This window comes from Winogradskyella haliclonae (assembly GCF_014635865.1).
In the GTDB taxonomy this organism is placed as follows: domain Bacteria; phylum Bacteroidota; class Bacteroidia; order Flavobacteriales; family Flavobacteriaceae; genus Winogradskyella; species Winogradskyella haliclonae.
The window spans coordinates 145890-164286 of sequence record NZ_BMDQ01000001.1 but is presented as its reverse complement, the minus strand read 5'-3'; the positions used below and the strand labels follow the sequence as shown (position 1 = coordinate 164286).

Here is an 18397-nt window from a genome sequence, read left to right as displayed (position 1 = left end):
GGCTGTTTCATATTCTTTGCTACCTTTGTAATCAAATCAAAACGTATATTTTCACTTCTCAATGAAAAGTTTTGATGAGTTTAGCTTGTCAGAATAGTATTAATCTAAACATACTATTAATGAAAAAGCGTACACTAGGTTTCTGGGAAATTTGGAACATGAGTTTCGGTTTCTTAGGGATTCAATTTGGCTTTGCCCTTCAAGGCGGCTTCATGTCTCGAATATTTCAAACCTTAGGTGCAGGAAAGGATGACATTCCGTTGCTATGGATTGCAGCTCCTTTAACAGGGTTGTTGGTGCAACCTATTATTGGGTACTTTAGCGATCGCACTTGGCATCCAAGATGGGGTAGAAGAAGACCTTATTTCTTGATTGGTGCAATTCTTAGTTCACTTGCATTGTTCTTTGTTCCATATTCTTCAGTAATATGGATGGCTGCTGGTTTTCTTTGGATACTAGATGCATCTATTAATGTGTCAATGGAACCTTTTAGAGCATTAGTAGCTGATAAGTTAAACGAATCCCAACGTACCTATGGTTTTGTTGTTCAAACCTTAATAATTGGTATCGGTACATGGGTGGCGAGCAATTTACCTTGGCTGGTATCTCAAATGGGAGTTAGTGACTCTGCAGATGTTGGAGTTGTCCCAAACTCAGTTAAAGTAGCTTTTGCTATTGGTGCTTTTGTGTTTCTACTCAGTATTCTCTATACAGTTTTTACGACATCTGAGTATCCTCCTGAAGATATGGAAGAGTTTGAGAGAGAGCGAAAGAAGAAAAGCAGTTTTGTTTCAGACATTATAAATAATGTCGGAAACATGCCAAGGACAATGAAGCGACTAGGTGTGATACAGTTCTTTAGTTGGTTTGCTTTTTTTACAATGTGGAGTTTAGCCAACCCTGCATTGACAGAGCATGTGTTCAAAACACCAGCTCCTGATAAAATGGAGTATAATATGTCAATACAAGAAGAGAAAGAAGCTTTTGATATTGCAAATACATCATTTCAAAAAGCGTCAAACGAAGTAGGTTCAGCTATGGGAGTCTATGGATTATCATCTATGGCATTTGCTTTATTACTTGTCTTATATACGTCTAAACGTAGAATTAATAGAAAGTTTGTTCACATGGCAGCGCTAATTACAGGTGGTGTTGGTTTCCTTCTCATGAACATTGTTACACCAGAGCAATTAAAGTATTGCTTTATTCTAATTGGAGTCTCATGGGGTAGTATTCTTTCTATGCCTTATGCGATGTTGTCAAGTTCAGTTGATGAGAAAAAAATGGGAATGTTTATGGGGCTATTTAATATGTTTATTGTTATACCTCAGATTATTGCTGCAGTTGGTGGTGTTAATTTTATTTCTGGACTACTTGGAGATGAGGCCATTAATGCAATGACTGTTGCAGGTATAAGCTTAATAATAGCGGGGATAAGCAACTTATTAATTACAAATAAATCGGCAATTACTTATCAGCCTTCATAATATTTAGATGAATAAAAAAGGATTCATATTTGACCTAGATGGTGTTATTGTAGACACTGCCAAATACCATTTTCTTGCATGGCGAAAGCTAGCTAACGGCTTGGGTATAGATTTTACACATGAAGAAAACGAACAACTCAAAGGCGTAAGTCGTGTTCGTTCTCTCGAAAAAATATTAGAGTGGGGCGGAAAAACTCTAAGCCAAGATGAGTTTACGTCACTCATGGCAAAAAAGAATGAAGAATATTTAAGTTACATTAGTACAATGGATGCTTCAGAAATTCTTCCACATGTTTCTAAGGTATTAGAATTTTTAGAAGAAAAACACCAAGCTGTAGCATTAGGTTCAGCAAGTAAAAATGCTAGACCTATTTTAGAAAAAGTGAGTTTGTTAGAAAAATTTAATGCCATCGTAGACGGTAACGATGTATCAAAAGCAAAACCAGACCCGGAAGTCTTTCTAATAGGAGCAAAACTATTAAATATGCAACCTCAAGATTGTATCGTTTTTGAAGACTCAGTTGCTGGAGTAAAAGCAGCAAATACAGCCAATATGATATCTATTGGTATTGGAGAAAAAGATGTTCTGCACGAAGCAGATTACGTGTTTAAAGATTTTACAGAAATGTCTCAAGAGTTTGTTGAGGCTATTATTTCTAATAAAGTGACTAAAAAAATCAATTAAATCAGCTAATCACTGATATTATAATCAAGACAATGAATAATATTTATATACAACCCAATCCTTGGTCAATTATAGAAGAAGGTTTTGATGCTGCCCGAGTAAAATCATCGGAAAGCTTAATGAGTTTGGGAAATGGGGCTATGGGGCAACGTGCTAATTTTGAAGAGCATTACTCAGGAGCTACATTTCAAGGAAGTTATGTGGCTGGGGTATATTATCCAGATAAAACAAGAGTAGGCTGGTGGAAAAACGGTTACCCAGAATATTTTGCAAAAGTACTTAATGCCCCAAATTGGATAGGAATTAATGTACATGTTAATGGAGAGCAATTAGACCTAGCAGAATGTAAGTCTGTCGAAGATTTCCGTAGAGAGCTTAACATGAAAGAAGGTTGGCTATCTCGTAGTTTTACTGCGACGCTCAAAAATGATATTACTATAAAGGTTAATACCAAACGCTTTTTGAGTTTAAATATTGATGAAATAGGTGCTATTGAATATAGTATTACTCCTGTTAATAGTGATGCACAAATAGACTATTCACCATATTTAGATAATGGAATTACCAATGAAGATTCTAATTGGGACGATAAGTTCTGGGATGTATTAAGTATAGATTTTGAAGACAATCAAGCATTCATAGTGTCTCGAACTATGAAAACAGATTTTTACGTCTGTACATACATGCAAACAGAATTGGCTATAAATAATAACGCTATTGAAGCACAACCTAATGTTGATGCTTTTAAAGATATGATTTCGTTTAGTTATACCCAAGAAGTTACTAAAGGAGATACATTTACAATTACCAAGTACGGAGGTTATAATTCTGATAGAAATCATGACAGAAACCAATTGGTTGATATAGCCAAGAGCACATTAAGCAAAGTTTCAGATTTAGGATTCAATAGGCTTTTAGAACAACAGAAACAAGCTTGGGCAGACATCTGGAACATGTCTGACATTACTATAGATGGTGATGTTGAAGCGCAACAAGGTATACGTTTCAATATCTTTCAATTAAATCAAACCTACTTAGGAAAAGACGCAAGGTTAAATATTGGCCCAAAGGGCTTTACAGGTGAAAAATATGGAGGAAGTACCTACTGGGATACTGAAGCGTATTGCATTCCTTTTTACATGGCAACAAAAGACCAAAGCGTCGCTAAAAGCTTATTAGAGTATCGTTATAAGCATTTAGAGAAAGCTATCGAAAATGCTGAGAAATTAGGATTTACAAACGGAGCAGCCTTGTATCCTATGGTAACCATGAATGGTGAAGAGTGTCATAACGAATGGGAAATTACTTTCGAAGAAATTCATAGAAATGGTGCTATAGCTTTTGCAATTTTTAACTATTACAGGTATACAGGAGACTACAGTTATGTCCCTGAGAAAGGATTAGAAGTTCTTATCGGTATCGCACGTTTTTGGCAACAACGCGCCACGTTTTCGACAGCAAAAGAGCAATATGTAATTCTCGGTGTAACTGGTCCAAACGAATACGAAAATAATGTAAACAATAACTGGTACACGAATTACATTGCAAAGTGGTGTATTGACTATGCGATACAAAGCATTGATAAAGTCAAAAGAGAGTATCAATCAGACTACAATAGAATAATGAGTAAGGTTAATTTATCTGAAGATGAATTAGCTAAATGGAAAGCTGTTGCAGATAATATGTATTTCCCTTATGATGACAATCAAAAAATATTTTTACAACAAGATGGCTTTTTAGACAAGGAATTAATTACCGTTTCTGATTTACCTAAGTCAGAGAGGCCAATAAATCAAAAATGGTCTTGGGATAGAATTTTACGCTCGCCTTATATAAAGCAGGCAGATATACTTCAAGGGTTCTACTTTTTTGAAGACCAATTCACAGACCAAGAGCTAGAGCGTCATTTTGATTTTTACGAGCCTTTCACAGTACATGAAAGTTCTTTATCACCTTGTGTGCACAGTATTCAGGCGGCAAAGTTAGGGCGTATGGATCAAGCATATGAGTTCTATTTAAGAACATCTCGATTAGACTTAGATGATTATAACCATGAAGTTGAAGAAGGACTACATATTACATCAATGGCAGGCACATGGATGAGTATTGTAGAAGGTTTTGGAGGTATGCGTATTGTAAATGATACCTTATCTTTTGAGCCTAAAATTCCTCAGCAATGGGAAGCGTTTTCTTTTAAAGTTAATTTCAGAAATCAAATACTTAGAGTTAATGCATGTAAAGGACATACACATTTTGAGCTCGAGGGTAATCGTGATATAAACATAATAGTTAATGGTAAATCAGTAACTATAAGCCCAAATAGTTTAGTTACTGTATAGATTATAATTATAAGCCTTATGATATTTTCATGAGGCTTTTTTAATACCTAAACTCATGAAGATATTTAATTTCAGAGTGTTCGCGATAATCCTATTATCACTTACAGTAAACGTTTCTTGTAAAGACACCAATGGCACTAGTAATGCTCAAAATAAAACAGAATTAATTGATAAAAATGATATTGAACGCATTGAGCCACCAAATTGGTGGGTAGGTTTCAAGAATGATAGCTTACAACTATTAGTGAAGCATGAAAATATTGCGGATTACCAACCAAGAATTTCTTACAAAGGTGTGTCCATTGCAAAAGTTTCAAAAGGCGATAATAGTAATAACTACTTGTTTATTGATTTAGGTATTTCAAAAGCTAGTTCTGGGAAATTCAATATTACCTTCGAAAAAGAAAATAGCGAATCCCTTATTGCAACCTACGAGTTAAAAGACAGATTAAAACCTTCTGAAGACTATATAGGTTTTAATAGTAGTGATGCAATTTATTTAATTACTCCAGACCGTTTTGTAAACGGCACAGTAGAAAATGATTCACCTTCAGGAATTGAAGGTCAACCAGAACTTTTAGAGCGTACTATTGATAGAACAAATAGCTATGCAAGACATGGTGGAGATATATCAGGGGTTATAAAACACATAGACTACATCAAAGACTTGGGCTTTACTGCAATTTGGCCACAACCCATGCTAATTAATGATATGCAACAGGGTTCATATCATGGTTATGCTATTACAGACTTATATCAGATAGACCCGCGTTTTGGGACTTTAGAAGAGTATAAAACGCTTTCAAGAACATTACAATATAACGGGATGAAACTCATTATGGACCAAGTGGCTAACCATTGTGGGTTATACCATTGGTGGATGAAAGATTTACCATTTAAAGACTGGTTAAATCTTCAGCAAAATTTTGAAGAGCATAAAGAAAATTGGGGGCACAACTACACAAATTATTCAAACCACAGAAGAACAACAAATCAAGATATATATGCCTCAGAAGCAGATAAAAAGGGCAATAATCAAGGTTGGTTTGTAGCTACAATGCCAGACTTAAATCAACGTAATCCGTTTATGGCAACATATATTATTCAGAATAGTATTTGGTGGATAGAAACTGCTCAGTTGGGGGGCATTCGTCAAGATACATACCCATATCCAGATAAAGCCTTTATGAGTGATTGGGCTGGTGCTATTATGACCGAATATCCAAATTTTACTATCGTTGGTGAAGAATGGAGTTATAATCCGCTGCTCATAGGTTACTGGCAGGAAGGTGCTAAAAACAATGATGGGTATGACTCTAATTTAAAATCTACGATGGATTTTGCTATGCAAAAGGAAGTAGTTGACGGTATCAAAGAAAAAGAATCATGGGATAAAGGCTTGGTAAAAATCTATGAAGGCTTAGCAAACGATTTCCATTATGCCAGTCCAAAGGATATTATGATTTTCCCTGACAATCATGATATGAGTCGCATTTTTACTCAAATGGATGGTGATGTTGTAAAGACAAAGATGGCGATGGCAACTTATGCAACAATGCCAAGAATTATGCAAATGTATTATGGTACAGAAATTTTGATGAATGATTTTGAAATGCCAGGAGACCATGGGTTGATTCGTACAGATTTTCCTGGTGGTTGGGATGGGGATGCGGTAAATGCATTTACAGGTCAGGGTTTAACAGATGTGCAAAAAGATATGCAAGTATTCATCAAAAAACTCTTCAACTACAGAAAGAATAGTAAAGCCATACATGAAGGTGAAACAATACATTTTGCACCATTTGTTGGTACGTACTTTATGTATAGAACATTTGGTGATGAGACTGTGGTTTTAATTCTAAATAAAAATGAAGACATCATCACAATAGACCTTAATTATCAATCAGAAATTGGGCTTAAGGGGAAAACTTTAAAGAACATTATTACAGGAGAAACAAAACTTTGGGGAGATGTTATAGAACTCAAATCTAAAGGTGTAACTCTATTAACCACAAAATAGGATTAATATGAAACAGACATTTGTTTTACTCGCTTTTATATTGTCTTTTACTGCAACTGCGCAAATAACTAATGATATCAAATTTCAGAAATTAGATAGTGCAATTTTATTCGCTGGTAGTTTGCATCGGGTAGAAGCATTTCCTTCAAAATTTATAAAGCCACGACCAGTCGATGTTTGGTTGCCAGAGAACTATTCTAAAGACAAAAAATATGCAGTTTTGTACATGCATGACGGTCAAAATCTTTTTGATGCTACAACGACTTGGAATAAGCAGGAATGGATGGTTGATGAATGGTCCAGTAAAATGATGGAAAAGGGTATCACAAAAGACTTCATTGTTGTAGCTATTCATAATATTCCTCAAATACGTTGGCAAGATTTATACCCAGAAAAGGCAATGAGTTATATGAATGAAAAAGTGCGAGACTCTTTAATTACACTTGCTAAGAAGAGTAATTTTAATGTAGATTTTAAAGGAGACGAATATTTAAGTTTTATAGCTAAAGAATTAAAACCTGTTATCGATAAGCAGTATGCTGTATATACAGATAAGGCCAATACGTTTGTTGGAGGCTCGAGTATGGGAGGCTTAATGTCTATGTACGCAGTAGCAGAATATCCCGATGTTTTTGGAGGAGCTGCATGCCTTTCTACACATTGGCCTGGCGCAATGCCAGCACCAAATAATCCACACCCTAAAGCGATTTTCGATTATATGAAAGAAAATTTGCCCAATGCAGGTATGCATAAGTTGTATTTTGATTATGGTAATAAAACACTAGATCAATATTATCCAAAGTATGCACCAAATGTAGATGCTATTTTAAAAGCAAAAGGATATACAGATTCAGATTCTAAAAATTTATTTTTTGAAGGGACTAATCACTCAGAGCAATCTTGGAACAAGCGTTTGGATAAACCACTATTATTCTTGTTAGGTAAATAATATTTAAAGACATCTATACTATTAAGTACAGTCGAGAACTATCAATATGAAAAATATACTTTATATACTTTTATGTTTTATTCAATTCGGTTATACCCAAAATCCAGACCGAGTTTATAAATCTCACAGTGAAGAGAATAACATTTTTACCGTTGTCACTAATGATGGTAATTATAGATTTCAGTTTTACTCAGATGATATTGTTGAAACGACGTTTATTCCAAAAGCTGAAAGCTCAACATTAGAAAGTCATGCAGTGGTCATGAAACCTAATCAGGTTAAAACAGCATACAAATATGTTGGAAATACAATTTCTTTTTCGAGTAACGCATTATCTGTATTAATCAACACTGTACCATTTCAGATTTCATACGCTTATAATGATAAGCTCATTACTTCAGAAAGAAGAGGTTACTACAAAAGTTCTCACGAACCTATGGAAATGGTTGCCGGAAACATTGTTGCTGATGACACCGAAAAAATAGAATTTAATCTTACTAAAGATGAAGTTTTATATGGTGCTGGCGCAAGAGCTTTAGGAATGAATCGTCGTGGCTATCGTTTACCACTTTTTAATAGAGCACATTATGGTTACGAAACCAAAAGTGAATTGATGAACTATACGATGCCAATTGTATTGTCATCTAAAAAATACATGATTCATTTCGATAATGCACCAATTGGGTACTTAGATTTTGATAGTAAAAAGGATAATACCTTAACATACGAAACCATTTCTGGACGTAAAACTTATCAGGTAATAGCAGGAAATTCATGGTATGATATTATTGAAAATTACACAGATTTAACAGGAAAACAACCTATGTTGCCTCGTTGGGCTTTGGGTAATTTTTCAAGCCGATTTGGGTATCATTCGCAAAAAGAAACTTTAGAAACAATAAATAAATTTAAAGAAGATAAAATACCTGTTGATGCTATAATTCTTGATTTATACTGGTTTGGTAAAGAGATAAAAGGCACTATGGGGAATCTCAAATTTGATAGAGATTCTTTTCCAAATCCTAAGCAAATGATTAAGGATTTAAAATCTCAAAATGTAGAAACAATTCTCATTACAGAGCCTTTTATTTTAACCACATCTAATCGTTGGGAAGAAGCCGTTGAGAAGAAGGTTTTAGCAAAAGATTCTATTGGTAATCCAGCCAAATATGATTTCTATTTTGGCAATACTGGAATCGTAGATATTTATAAAAAAGAAGGTTATAAATGGTTTAGTGATATCTATAAAGACTTGTCAGACTATGGTGTAACTGGTTTTTGGGGAGATTTAGGAGAGCCAGAAGTACATCCAACATGGGTGCAACATGCAACAGGTTCAGCAGATGAGGTCCATAATATTTACGGACATGATTGGGCTAAATTAGTTTATAAAGCTAGTTTGGAGGCCAATCCAAACAAAAGGCCTTTTATACTTATGCGAGCTGGGTACTCAGGCTCACAACGTTACGGTATGATACCTTGGTCCGGTGATGTAAATAGAACTTGGGGTGGCTTACAAAGTCAACCAGAAATTGCATTACAAATGGGTATGCAAGGCTTGGCTTATATGCATAGTGATTTAGGTGGTTTTGCAGGAGCAAATTTGGATGACGAATTGTATGCACGTTGGCTACAATATGGTGTTTTTCAGCCAATATTTAGACCCCATGCTCAGGAAGAAGTGCCTAGCGAACCTGTTTTTAGAAGTGAAAAGGCAAAACGCTTTGCAAAGTATGCGATAGAAATGCGTTACAGAATGCTGCCCTATAATTATCACCTAATGGCTCAGAATCATATTGAAGGAACACCATTAATGCGACCATTATTTTTTGAGGAGATTGATAATCCTAATCTCTTTAACTATTCAAAAGCATATTTATGGGGGAATGACTTTTTAGTTTCACCAGTATTAGAAGCTGGTAAAACAGAGCAAGAAATATACTTTCCAAAAACTTCAAATTGGTTTAATATTGAAACTGACGAAATTATTAAAGGAGGACAAACCAAGACGGTAAAACTTCATCCAGCATACATACCAACATATGTTAGAGCAGGTGCTTTTATCCCATTAGCAAAATCTATGCAGTCGACAAAAGCGTATAATGTCAATATATTTCAATTGCAACATTACTACGATGATTCAATAAAAAAATCTGAGCGCGAATTTTATTTTGATGATGGCCATACTGTCAACCCTATAGAGAAATCTCAATATCAAATTTTAGCATTTGAATCAGAAAAAAAAGGAGGCTGGCTACATATAAATTTTGAAGCAGAAACGGCTGCGAATTATAAAGCAGAATCAAAAACTATTGAGTTTGTAGTTCATAATTTAAATAAAAAGCCAAAAAAAGTTCTTGTAGACAGAAAGGAAGTTACAGGAAAATACAATTCAAAATATAAAACACTAACCCTAGATATAAGTTGGGATACTACTAACAAAAAAAGAATTAAAGTAAAACTATAATAATCACCAATCATGAAAAAATTAAGCCTCATCGTTTTAAGTTGCCTGCTTTTTATGGCATGCAAAAAAGAAAATACCGAAAAGATAGAAGCAAAAGAAGAAGCAAAAGTAATTGCACCAATGTCTAATGATATTATGGAATCGGCTGTAATTTACGAGGCTAATATCCGTCAATATTCTCCAGAAGGTACTTTTGCTGAGTTCACTAAAGACATTCCTGAATTAAGAGAATTAGGTGTAAAAGTAATTTGGTTAATGCCAGTTTTTCCAATTTCAGAAACGAAGCGTAAAGCTACAGGTGGTGCTGATAGTAAGTTTGCTTCAGAATTCCCAGAAGAAGAACAAGTAAAGTATTTGGGGAGTTATTATGCAGTAACAGATTTTACAAAGATTAATCCAGAATTTGGCACTATTGAAGACTTTAGAGATTTAGTGAAAACGGCTCATGATAATGATATTTATGTCATATTAGATTGGGTGCCAAACCATACAGGTTGGGATCACAAATGGCTTAAAACTAATCCAGAATATTATACGCAAAATGATAAGGGAGAAGTTATTCATCCAAAAGATACGGATTGGACAGATGTTGCTGATCTTAATTATGATAATCAAGATATGCGAAAAGAAATGATTGCCGATATGAGTTATTGGGTTACAGAAGAAGGTGTAGATGGTTTTAGATGTGATGTTGCGGGTTCTGTGCCAACTGATTTTTGGCAGCAAGCAGTTCCTGAACTTAGAAAACTTAAAGATCTTTTTATGCTAGCTGAAGCATGGGAACCTGAATTACTAAAAGGTAATTTGTTTGATATGGCTTACGCTTGGGATGGGCATCATTTAATGAATGCTTTGGCAAAAAGTGAAAAAACGTTACAGGATTATGATGCTTATCTCGAGAAAGTATCAAATGATTATGAAGCTGATGATATCTTAATGAATTTCGTGACAAACCATGACGAAAACTCATGGAATGGTACCATAAAAGAGCGTATGGGTAACGCTGGCGAATTGATGACAGCGCTTTCGTTTACAATGAGAGGAATGCCACTGATTTACTCAGGACAAGAATACGATTTAGACCATAGATTAAAGTTTTTTGAGAAGGACTCTATTCCGCACACAAAGCAAAAATCATGGGAATTACTTAAGAAATTAGGAACATTAAAAAATTCAAATCCAGCCTTGAATGGTGGTAAGAATCCTGCTTCGTACAAACAATTAGATTCAGAAGAGAATGTTTTAATGTTCGAGCGTTCAAAAGATGGAAATACCATTTTGTTTGTTGGAAATTTCTCTGCAGAATCAAATAAAGTATCTATTCCAAATGGCAAATACCTTGATTATATATCAGATGAAAAAATGGAAGCAAAAGGAGATGCCATTAATCTTGAAGCTTGGGCATATAAAATCTTAATTAAATAATTATGAAAAAAATCTTTTCAATTGGTTTAATAGCTCTATTGTGTACAAACTGCAAAAATCAGTCGGAAGAAATCTTAGATACATCAATAGATATTATTGGTAAAACTGATGCAAACGAATTTTTTTGGGAAGCGGCTAATGTATATTTCCTGTTAACAGACCGCTTTAATAATGCAGATACTTCAAATGATTTAATGTATGACAGAAAAAATGATGCCGCTACTCTAAGAGGTTATATGGGCGGCGATTTAAAAGGGGTAACGCAAAAAATCAATGAAGGCTATTTCACGGATTTAGGGATTAATGCCATTTGGATGACACCTGTCGTTGAGCAAATTCACGCCGGAACAGACGAAGGTACAGGTAAAAGTTATGGGTTTCATGGGTATTGGACCAAGGACTGGACAGCTATAGATGCTAACCTCGGTACTAGACGAGATTTGCAAGAATTAGTAGATGCTGCGCATAGTAAAGGTATACGAGTGCTTTTAGATGCAGTAATAAATCATACTGGACCTGTAACTGAAAAAGACCCTGTTTGGCCTTCGGATTGGGTAAGAACTGAGCCACAATGTGAGTATACTAATTATGATAACACCATTACTTGTACCTTAGTGAAGAATCTACCAGATATTAAAACAGAGAGCAATGAAAATGTAGACTTACCTCCACAATTAGTCACCAAATGGAAAGCAGAAGGACGTTTTGAAGAAGAAGTGAAAGAGCTTGATGAATTCTTTAAGCGAACCGGTCATCCTCGTGCACCACGTTTTTATATCATGAAATGGCTAACAGATTATATTACAGATTTTGGTATTGATGGGTATCGTGTAGACACAGTAAAACATACTGAAGAGTTTGTATGGCAAGAATTTAGAAAAGAATGTGATTATGCGTTTAATCAATATAAAAAGAATAACACTGAAAAGGCTTTAGATGATACAGATTTCTATTTAGTAGGTGAAGTGTATAATTATTCCATTTCACATGGAAAAGCTTTTGATTTTGGAGATAAAAAGGCCAATTATTTTGATAATGCTTTTGATGCATTAATCAATTTTGAAATCAAATGGAACGCTAAGCAAATGCCAGTTAAAAACGTTTTCGAAAAATACAACAATTCCCTAAATGGAGAGCTTAAAGGCTATAGTGTTTTAAATTATATGTCATCACATGACGATGGTCAGCCTTTTGATAAAGAAAGAAAGATGCCCTACAAAACAGCTACAATGCTACTCTTAACACAAGGGGCATCTCAAGTGTATTATGGAGATGAAATAGCTAGAGAACTTATTGTGGAAGACGCAACAGGAGATGCTAATTTACGCTCGGTGATGGATTGGGATAAGGCGAAAAATAATCCTGAAACTCAAATGCTATTAACTCATTGGCAAAAGCTAGGTCAGTTTAGAGCAAAACATCCAGCCGTTGGAGCTGGAGTTCATCAACTAATTTCTGAAGATAATGGATTGGTGTTTTCTAGAGTAAGAAATGACGATAAGATTATCGCTGGAATTAACCTGCCAAAAGGAAATAAGTCAATTGATGTAGCTTCAATATTTGAAGACAAAGTAACTGTAAAGGATTATTATTCTGGAAATGAGTCAATTGTGAGTAATGGTGTTGTTACTATTAATTCTCCTTTTGATCTAGTACTATTAGAATTGAAATAGATATAAGCCTTAAGAAGAGTAATTTCAAATAAAGTAATTTTTATACGTTTTTAAGTAACAAATAGTACGTAAGATAGTCTAACTAAAAACGACTATTTTAAATATTTGTAACTTTGCTTATAGAAAAAAATTACAGTTTGGATATAAACGATAATATAGAGTCACCTCTTATTCTTAAAGTTAGCTTTGATAAATACTTATCACAGTACGAAGAATTAGTTAGTACTGATAATGATTTTATTGCTGCTAATGCACGTCGTGTCTTAGAAATTGCTGAAAAAAACCCAATATTAAGAGAAGGTTTCAGTGATTTATCGTCATTTAAAACCTATGAAAAGGAAATAGAAGGTTTGCTGCAGGATGCGTTTAGCCCTATACTTACTAAAAATGAAATTAAAACAGCATCAGTTCCGTTTCATAATCTCATTTTTAATTCATCAGAGCGTTTTAAATCTATACTAAAGACTGCAGGAAATAATTTTGATTTAGAAATCAAAAACATGCCTACGGATCAGAAGTATATTATTGCATGTACTATAATTTTAAATTTATGTTATGGATATAACTTAAATTTTAAAAGGCCATTTTTTTACGAAATCCCTGATGCTAATGGCATTACACGTTACTATAAGATATTATATAATGCTGATTTTACTGAAATTGTTGCAAAACCTAATGCGCCTAAGATAACTTTAGAGGATTATAATGAGCTACTAGATAATTTTGAAAACATCGAGCTTTGGAAAGAAAAATTTCCACCTAATAGTTATGAGTTCAAAGGGTTTGTAATATCTAATATTTTTGATGTTACAGATGATCAGTCTATATCAAATATCAAGTCAACATTAATTGGAGAAGACAAGCGTAAAGACGAGAGTTTTATGGAAGATTTTCATGAGATTTTTCGATCATTACTGGGTCTAAAAGACATTAAAGTTGGGTTTTCTATCTATAATAAAGATGAAGATACTTTTGAGCGTGTATATGGGGCAGGAATGAATAGCTTTTTACTTGATACATTAGAAACTGCGCAATGTTCTGATTCTCTATGTAGTTGGTCATATAATAGACTATTGAAAGAGAAAAAATACTTTACTGTATCAGATGTTGAGGCAAAGTACAAAATTTCTGAAGGTCAGGCGCCACATGTTAAAGTGCTTCATGATCAAGGCATACAGAGTGCCATATTTGCGCCAATAGCAAATGATGAGGGCCTTATGGGAATTTTAGAAATCGTTTCAGAAGAGCCTAAAGTACTCAATAGTATCAATGCTAACAAACTAATAGATGTTATGCCATTTATAGTTTCTGCAGTAGAACGTAGTAAAAACGAGGAAGAAAATTTAATAGAAGCTATTATTCAAAAAGAATGTACATCTATACACCCAAGTGTACATTGGAGGTTTGAAAAAGAAGCTAAAAACTTTATTAAAGATCAGCTCAATGGTAAAGAACCTTATTTTAGTAAAATAGCATTCGAAAACATATATCCACTTTACGGACAAATAGATATTAAAGGATCATCCGAAGCTAGAAACCTAGCAACTAAACAGGATTTAACTTTACAGTTAAAATCTATAAAAAGTATTATTAATGACGCTTCTAAAATAGATAGTCTTCCTATTTATGATCAATATATCTATCAAGCAAATCAGTATCTAAAAAGGATATCTAGTAATTTTCAGGTAGACAGTGAGCATCAAATATCTGGTTTTATAAAAGATGATATAGAACCAGTTTTGAAACATTTATTTGTTAAAGAAGAATTAAAGAGTAAGATAGATGCTTACTTTAACAACATAGATAAAAACACAGATGCTGTATATCAAAACCGTAAAGACTATGATGATACTATAGCACTTATAAACAAAGAGATGGCTGCTTTGTTAGATGCAAAACAAGTAGATGCCCAATTGATGTACCCTCATTATTTCGAGAGGTTTAAAACGGATGGTGTAGAGCATAATATGTATATAGGAGAATCTATTACTAAAGAAGATAGTTTTAATCCTATGTATTTATACAATCTAAGATTGTGGCAATTGCAAGTTATGTGCGAAATGGAGAATGCTTTTTATCTCATGCAGCCAAGCTTTCCTGTAAAATTAGATGTGGCTTCAATGATATTGGTGTTTAATCAGCCATTGTCCATAAGCTTTAGAATGGACGAAAAACAGTTTGATGTTGATGGGACATACAATGCCAGATATGAAATTGTAAAAAAACGTGTAGACAAGGCTTATATTAAAGGGACTACAGAGCGCGTTACTCAAAAAGGTAAAATAAGTATTGTTTACTCTCAGAAAGAAGATGAAAGAGAATATTTGAGATATATTAAGTTTTTACAATCTAAAAAGTTATTAGGTAATGATGTTGAGATTGTAGATTTACAAGATTTACAAGCTGTTACTGGCTTAAAAGCTATACGAGTAAGTGTACTTTATCATAAAGAAAATAATGATAAAGATTTTTACACCTATGATGATTTAATGAAAGAGATTAATTCTTAAAGCAATGCCGATTCTGCCATATAGAACGATACAGCAAAAGCAATAACACTTATAACAATACCTACCATAAATACAGTATATGTAATTCTCAATAAATTATATTTTCTGTTAAGGACTAACCCAAGAAAGTATAAATCTTTTGTAAGTGAGCCATAAAGATATTCTTTGTCTTGCATCATTTCATGCATTGCCCATTCAAATTCGCTAAGACTCATTTGGTGAAAATTCCCAAAGAATAAAAGATTCACTTTTTGATTGGCAACATCTTCTTTTGTGAATTTTCCTTTTGTAACATTAGGACGCGTTGCCAATACAGAAAGTACAATACAAACCACCGTAAAGGTTAAAAATATTAGCGTAGGATATATAAGATATGCATTCGACGGGTTATCAAGTTTAGGTAGCAGGTTGGACAATGCAACAGAAATAATAATGGCATTAACAGATAATAAAATATTGGCTTTTGTATCTGCAATATCACTAAGAGTAATGTGATTTCTCAATGCCACCCTAAACATAGTCTCAATACCACGATCTGGTAAGTCGCGTTTTTCTTTTTTAAAGCTTAGCTCATTTTTCTTTTGTTTTAGCTTTTCTGAAGCTTCCTTTATTTTGCTTTGACTTTGAATAAGATTAGCCAAGTTTTTCCCTTTTCGGCCTTCCCACTTCTTAGTGGCAGTTGCAGAGTAAAATGTATGATTGGTCAAAAACTTTATATTTTCATCAATCCAATCTTGTTTAGTCACTTTTTTATCAAGAGTTAATTCCCATTCTTTTCTAAGTAAAGACGTGTAGTTGCTGTAATTTTTACTGGAAACATGTGAAGAATCAGCATCTCTAATTAAACCCTCAACTTCTGTTTTAGGCTTGTATGTCATTTCTGTGGCAAGTATGATTTTAGAGATGGCTTTAATATCTTCCTCAGAAGCTTTATGATCTTCTAAAAAAGAAGTTGCAATTTTTACACTTTCAGTTTCATGGCCTTTAATAACTTTGGTAAACCCAGTATCATGAAACCAAGCCGCAATAACTAACTGATGCTTCTCTGTATCAGTTAAATTGCTGTCTTCAGTCAATTCAATAGCTCTATTTACTACACGTTGTGTATGAGCCAAATTATGATATACAAATTTAGAATCTAAATTGTCATTTAAGAAGTGTGTTACAAAATCTTCAACTTGTTTTATGAGTGCCTCCATGTACTAAAATTATTAACGAATTTAAGAATTATTTATGAGCATAAAATATAGCATTGGTTTAACTTGTATGACTAGCCCAAAATCTGAAAGGTTTTGAGCTGTTTTTCGACATATTCAAAATAGTAAATTATGAAAGCAATTTGGAACAATACCGTTATATCAGAGAGTCAGGATACAGTGGTGGTTGAAGGAAATCATTACTTTCCTCATGAGAGTATAAAATCTGCCTATTTTAAGCCAAGTAACACAAATACAGTTTGCCCATGGAAAGGCACTGCATCGTATTATACAATTGATGTAAATGGAAAAGAAAATCCTGATGCTGCATGGTTTTATCCAGAAGTTTCAGAATTAGCAAAAGGGATTAAAAATAGAGTCGCCTTTTGGCGAGGCGTAACTATCGAAGAATAAATTTATGAGAAGTCAAAAACTTAAAATCAAAAATCGTAAAGGTCTAATTTTGAATGCTCATCTTGAGCTACCAGCCAACCAAAAACCAAATTACTATGCTATTTTCGCACATTGTTTTACATGTAGCAGTAGTTTAGGAGCTGTCCGTAATGTAAGTAGAGCATTAACTAAAGATGGTTTTGCTTTAGTACGCTTTGATTTTACGGGATTAGGTAGAAGTGAGGGCGAATTTGCCGATAGCCATTTTTCTGCCAATGTAGAAGACTTAATAGATGTACATAGTTATATGACGGAGCACTTTGATGCGCCTAGTCTACTTGTAGGACATTCTCTCGGTGGTGCAGCAGTATTAGTTGCTGCTTCTCAAATAAGCCAGATTAAAGCTGTTGCAACTATTGGAGCGCCAGCCGATGTAGAGCATGTAAAACATTTGTTCTCTCATGGAATTGATGAGGTTAAAGAAAAAGGAGAAGCTGAGATTAATATTGGTGGTCGCCCTTTTAAAATCAATACTAATTTTGTTGAAGCTTTCGATAGAACAGATTTGCCTGCTATTGTTAAGGACCTCAGGAAACCATTACTTATTTTACATTCGCCGATAGACACTATTGTTGGGATTAACAATGCAGAAAAGTTATATGTCAGTGCACATCATCCAAAGAGTTTTGTAACTCTAGATAATGCAGATCACCTATTGTCAAAAGAGAAAGATAGCTTATATGTGGGCGAAGTAATAGGAACATGGGTAAAACGTTATTTTCCGCAAGTAGAAAATACAATGTTAGATACTGAAGGCGAACAATTAGTTGGTCATCTTAATATAGTTGAAGATAATTTTACAACGTCAATACAAACAAAAAATCATACCATGATTGCTGATGAGCCAGCGAGTGTTGGAGGAAGCGATTTTGGGCCATCTCCTTATGAGTATCTCAATGCTGCTCTAGCCGCTTGTACAGTTATGACATTAAAAATGTATGCAGAACGAAAAAAATGGGACCTACAAGAAGTTTTTGTCTATATATCGCATTCACGTAAGCACAGTAATGACTTAAATATTGAAGTCGAGAAACCAAAATATTTAGACCATATTAGTAAGAAATTAAAATTTGTTGGTAACTTAGACAATCAACAAAAAGAAAGATTAAAAGAGATTGCATCGCGTTGTCCAGTTCACAAAACAATTGCTAGCGAAGTTATTTTTGATACAAAAATATTAGACCTATAAAATT

12 protein-coding genes are annotated in these 18397 nt (G+C 34.0%); 11 read left to right on the top strand and 1 reads right to left on the bottom strand.

Annotation, left to right across the window (positions count from 1 at the left end):
- Positions 1–119 precede the first annotated feature (119 nt).
- From IEV10_RS00720 to IEV10_RS00680, 9 genes are all read left to right on the top strand, one after another.
- A complete protein-coding gene (locus IEV10_RS00720; RefSeq protein ID WP_188372776.1) occupies positions 120–1487 on the top strand; it encodes an MFS transporter in 1368 nt (455 codons plus the stop codon).
- 7 nt (positions 1488–1494) lie between these two features.
- Positions 1495–2172: a beta-phosphoglucomutase gene (pgmB, locus tag IEV10_RS00715; RefSeq protein WP_188372775.1), complete on the top strand. Its 678-nt coding sequence runs from the start codon at positions 1495–1497 to the stop codon at positions 2170–2172.
- A 32-nt stretch (positions 2173–2204) separates the two neighbouring features.
- The gene (gene mdxK, locus IEV10_RS00710) at positions 2205–4511 is read left to right on the top strand and encodes a maltose phosphorylase MdxK (protein WP_188372774.1); all 2307 of its coding nucleotides are present in this window, start codon (positions 2205–2207) and stop codon (positions 4509–4511) included.
- Between the two features lie 55 nt (positions 4512–4566).
- Entirely contained in the window at positions 4567–6531 is a 1965-nt protein-coding gene (locus IEV10_RS00705; protein WP_188372773.1) for a glycoside hydrolase family 13 protein, read from the top strand.
- Between the two features lie 7 nt (positions 6532–6538).
- The gene (locus tag IEV10_RS00700) at positions 6539–7480 is read left to right on the top strand and encodes an alpha/beta hydrolase (RefSeq protein WP_188372772.1); all 942 of its coding nucleotides are present in this window, start codon (positions 6539–6541) and stop codon (positions 7478–7480) included.
- 46 nt (positions 7481–7526) lie between these two features.
- Entirely contained in the window at positions 7527–9947 is a 2421-nt protein-coding gene (locus tag IEV10_RS00695; RefSeq protein ID WP_188372771.1) for a TIM-barrel domain-containing protein, read from the top strand.
- A 12-nt stretch (positions 9948–9959) separates the two neighbouring features.
- Positions 9960–11372, top strand: a complete 1413-nt coding sequence (locus tag IEV10_RS00690) for an alpha-amylase family glycosyl hydrolase (RefSeq protein WP_188372770.1) — start codon at positions 9960–9962, stop codon at positions 11370–11372.
- Positions 11373–11374: 2 nt separating this feature from the next.
- Positions 11375–13045: an alpha-amylase family glycosyl hydrolase gene (locus tag IEV10_RS00685; RefSeq protein WP_188372769.1), complete on the top strand. Its 1671-nt coding sequence runs from the start codon at positions 11375–11377 to the stop codon at positions 13043–13045.
- Between the two features lie 137 nt (positions 13046–13182).
- Positions 13183–15555 (top strand): GAF domain-containing protein, encoded by a 2373-nt coding sequence (locus IEV10_RS00680; protein ID WP_188374163.1) that lies wholly within the window; start codon positions 13183–13185, stop codon positions 15553–15555.
- Here the strand turns inward: IEV10_RS00680 and IEV10_RS00675 are convergent.
- Positions 15552–16754, bottom strand: a complete 1203-nt coding sequence (locus IEV10_RS00675; RefSeq protein WP_188372768.1) for a Pycsar system effector family protein — start codon at positions 16752–16754, stop codon at positions 15552–15554. The two genes, IEV10_RS00680 and IEV10_RS00675, sit on opposite strands and share 4 nt — an antisense overlap.
- Positions 16755–16883: 129 nt before the next feature.
- Here IEV10_RS00675 and IEV10_RS00670 point away from each other — a divergent pair, with 129 nt between their 5' ends.
- Complete coding sequence (locus tag IEV10_RS00670; protein ID WP_188372767.1) at positions 16884–17165, top strand: DUF427 domain-containing protein; 282 nt, start codon at positions 16884–16886, stop codon at positions 17163–17165.
- Positions 17166–17169: 4 nt separating this feature from the next.
- Positions 17170–18393, top strand: a complete 1224-nt coding sequence (locus IEV10_RS00665; RefSeq protein WP_188372766.1) for a bifunctional alpha/beta hydrolase/OsmC family protein — start codon at positions 17170–17172, stop codon at positions 18391–18393.
- Positions 18394–18397 lie beyond the last annotated feature (4 nt).

What these genes read in the sequence shown, in the direction of transcription:
- IEV10_RS00720 (WP_188372776.1), top strand. Translation starts at nt 120, where the DNA reads ATGAAAAAGCGTACACTAGGTTTCTGGGAAATTTGGAACATGAGTTTC.
- pgmB (WP_188372775.1), top strand. Translation starts at nt 1,495, where the DNA reads ATGAATAAAAAAGGATTCATATTTGACCTAGATGGTGTTATTGTAGAC.
- mdxK (WP_188372774.1), top strand. Translation starts at nt 2,205, where the DNA reads ATGAATAATATTTATATACAACCCAATCCTTGGTCAATTATAGAAGAA.
- IEV10_RS00705 (WP_188372773.1), top strand. Translation starts at nt 4,567, where the DNA reads ATGAAGATATTTAATTTCAGAGTGTTCGCGATAATCCTATTATCACTT.
- IEV10_RS00700 (WP_188372772.1), top strand. Translation starts at nt 6,539, where the DNA reads ATGAAACAGACATTTGTTTTACTCGCTTTTATATTGTCTTTTACTGCA.
- IEV10_RS00695 (WP_188372771.1), top strand. Translation starts at nt 7,527, where the DNA reads ATGAAAAATATACTTTATATACTTTTATGTTTTATTCAATTCGGTTAT.
- IEV10_RS00690 (WP_188372770.1), top strand. Translation starts at nt 9,960, where the DNA reads ATGAAAAAATTAAGCCTCATCGTTTTAAGTTGCCTGCTTTTTATGGCA.
- IEV10_RS00685 (WP_188372769.1), top strand. Translation starts at nt 11,375, where the DNA reads ATGAAAAAAATCTTTTCAATTGGTTTAATAGCTCTATTGTGTACAAAC.
- IEV10_RS00675 (WP_188372768.1), bottom strand. Translation starts at nt 16,754, where the DNA reads ATGGAGGCACTCATAAAACAAGTTGAAGATTTTGTAACACACTTCTTA.
- IEV10_RS00670 (WP_188372767.1), top strand. Translation starts at nt 16,884, where the DNA reads ATGAAAGCAATTTGGAACAATACCGTTATATCAGAGAGTCAGGATACA.
- IEV10_RS00665 (WP_188372766.1), top strand. Translation starts at nt 17,170, where the DNA reads ATGAGAAGTCAAAAACTTAAAATCAAAAATCGTAAAGGTCTAATTTTG.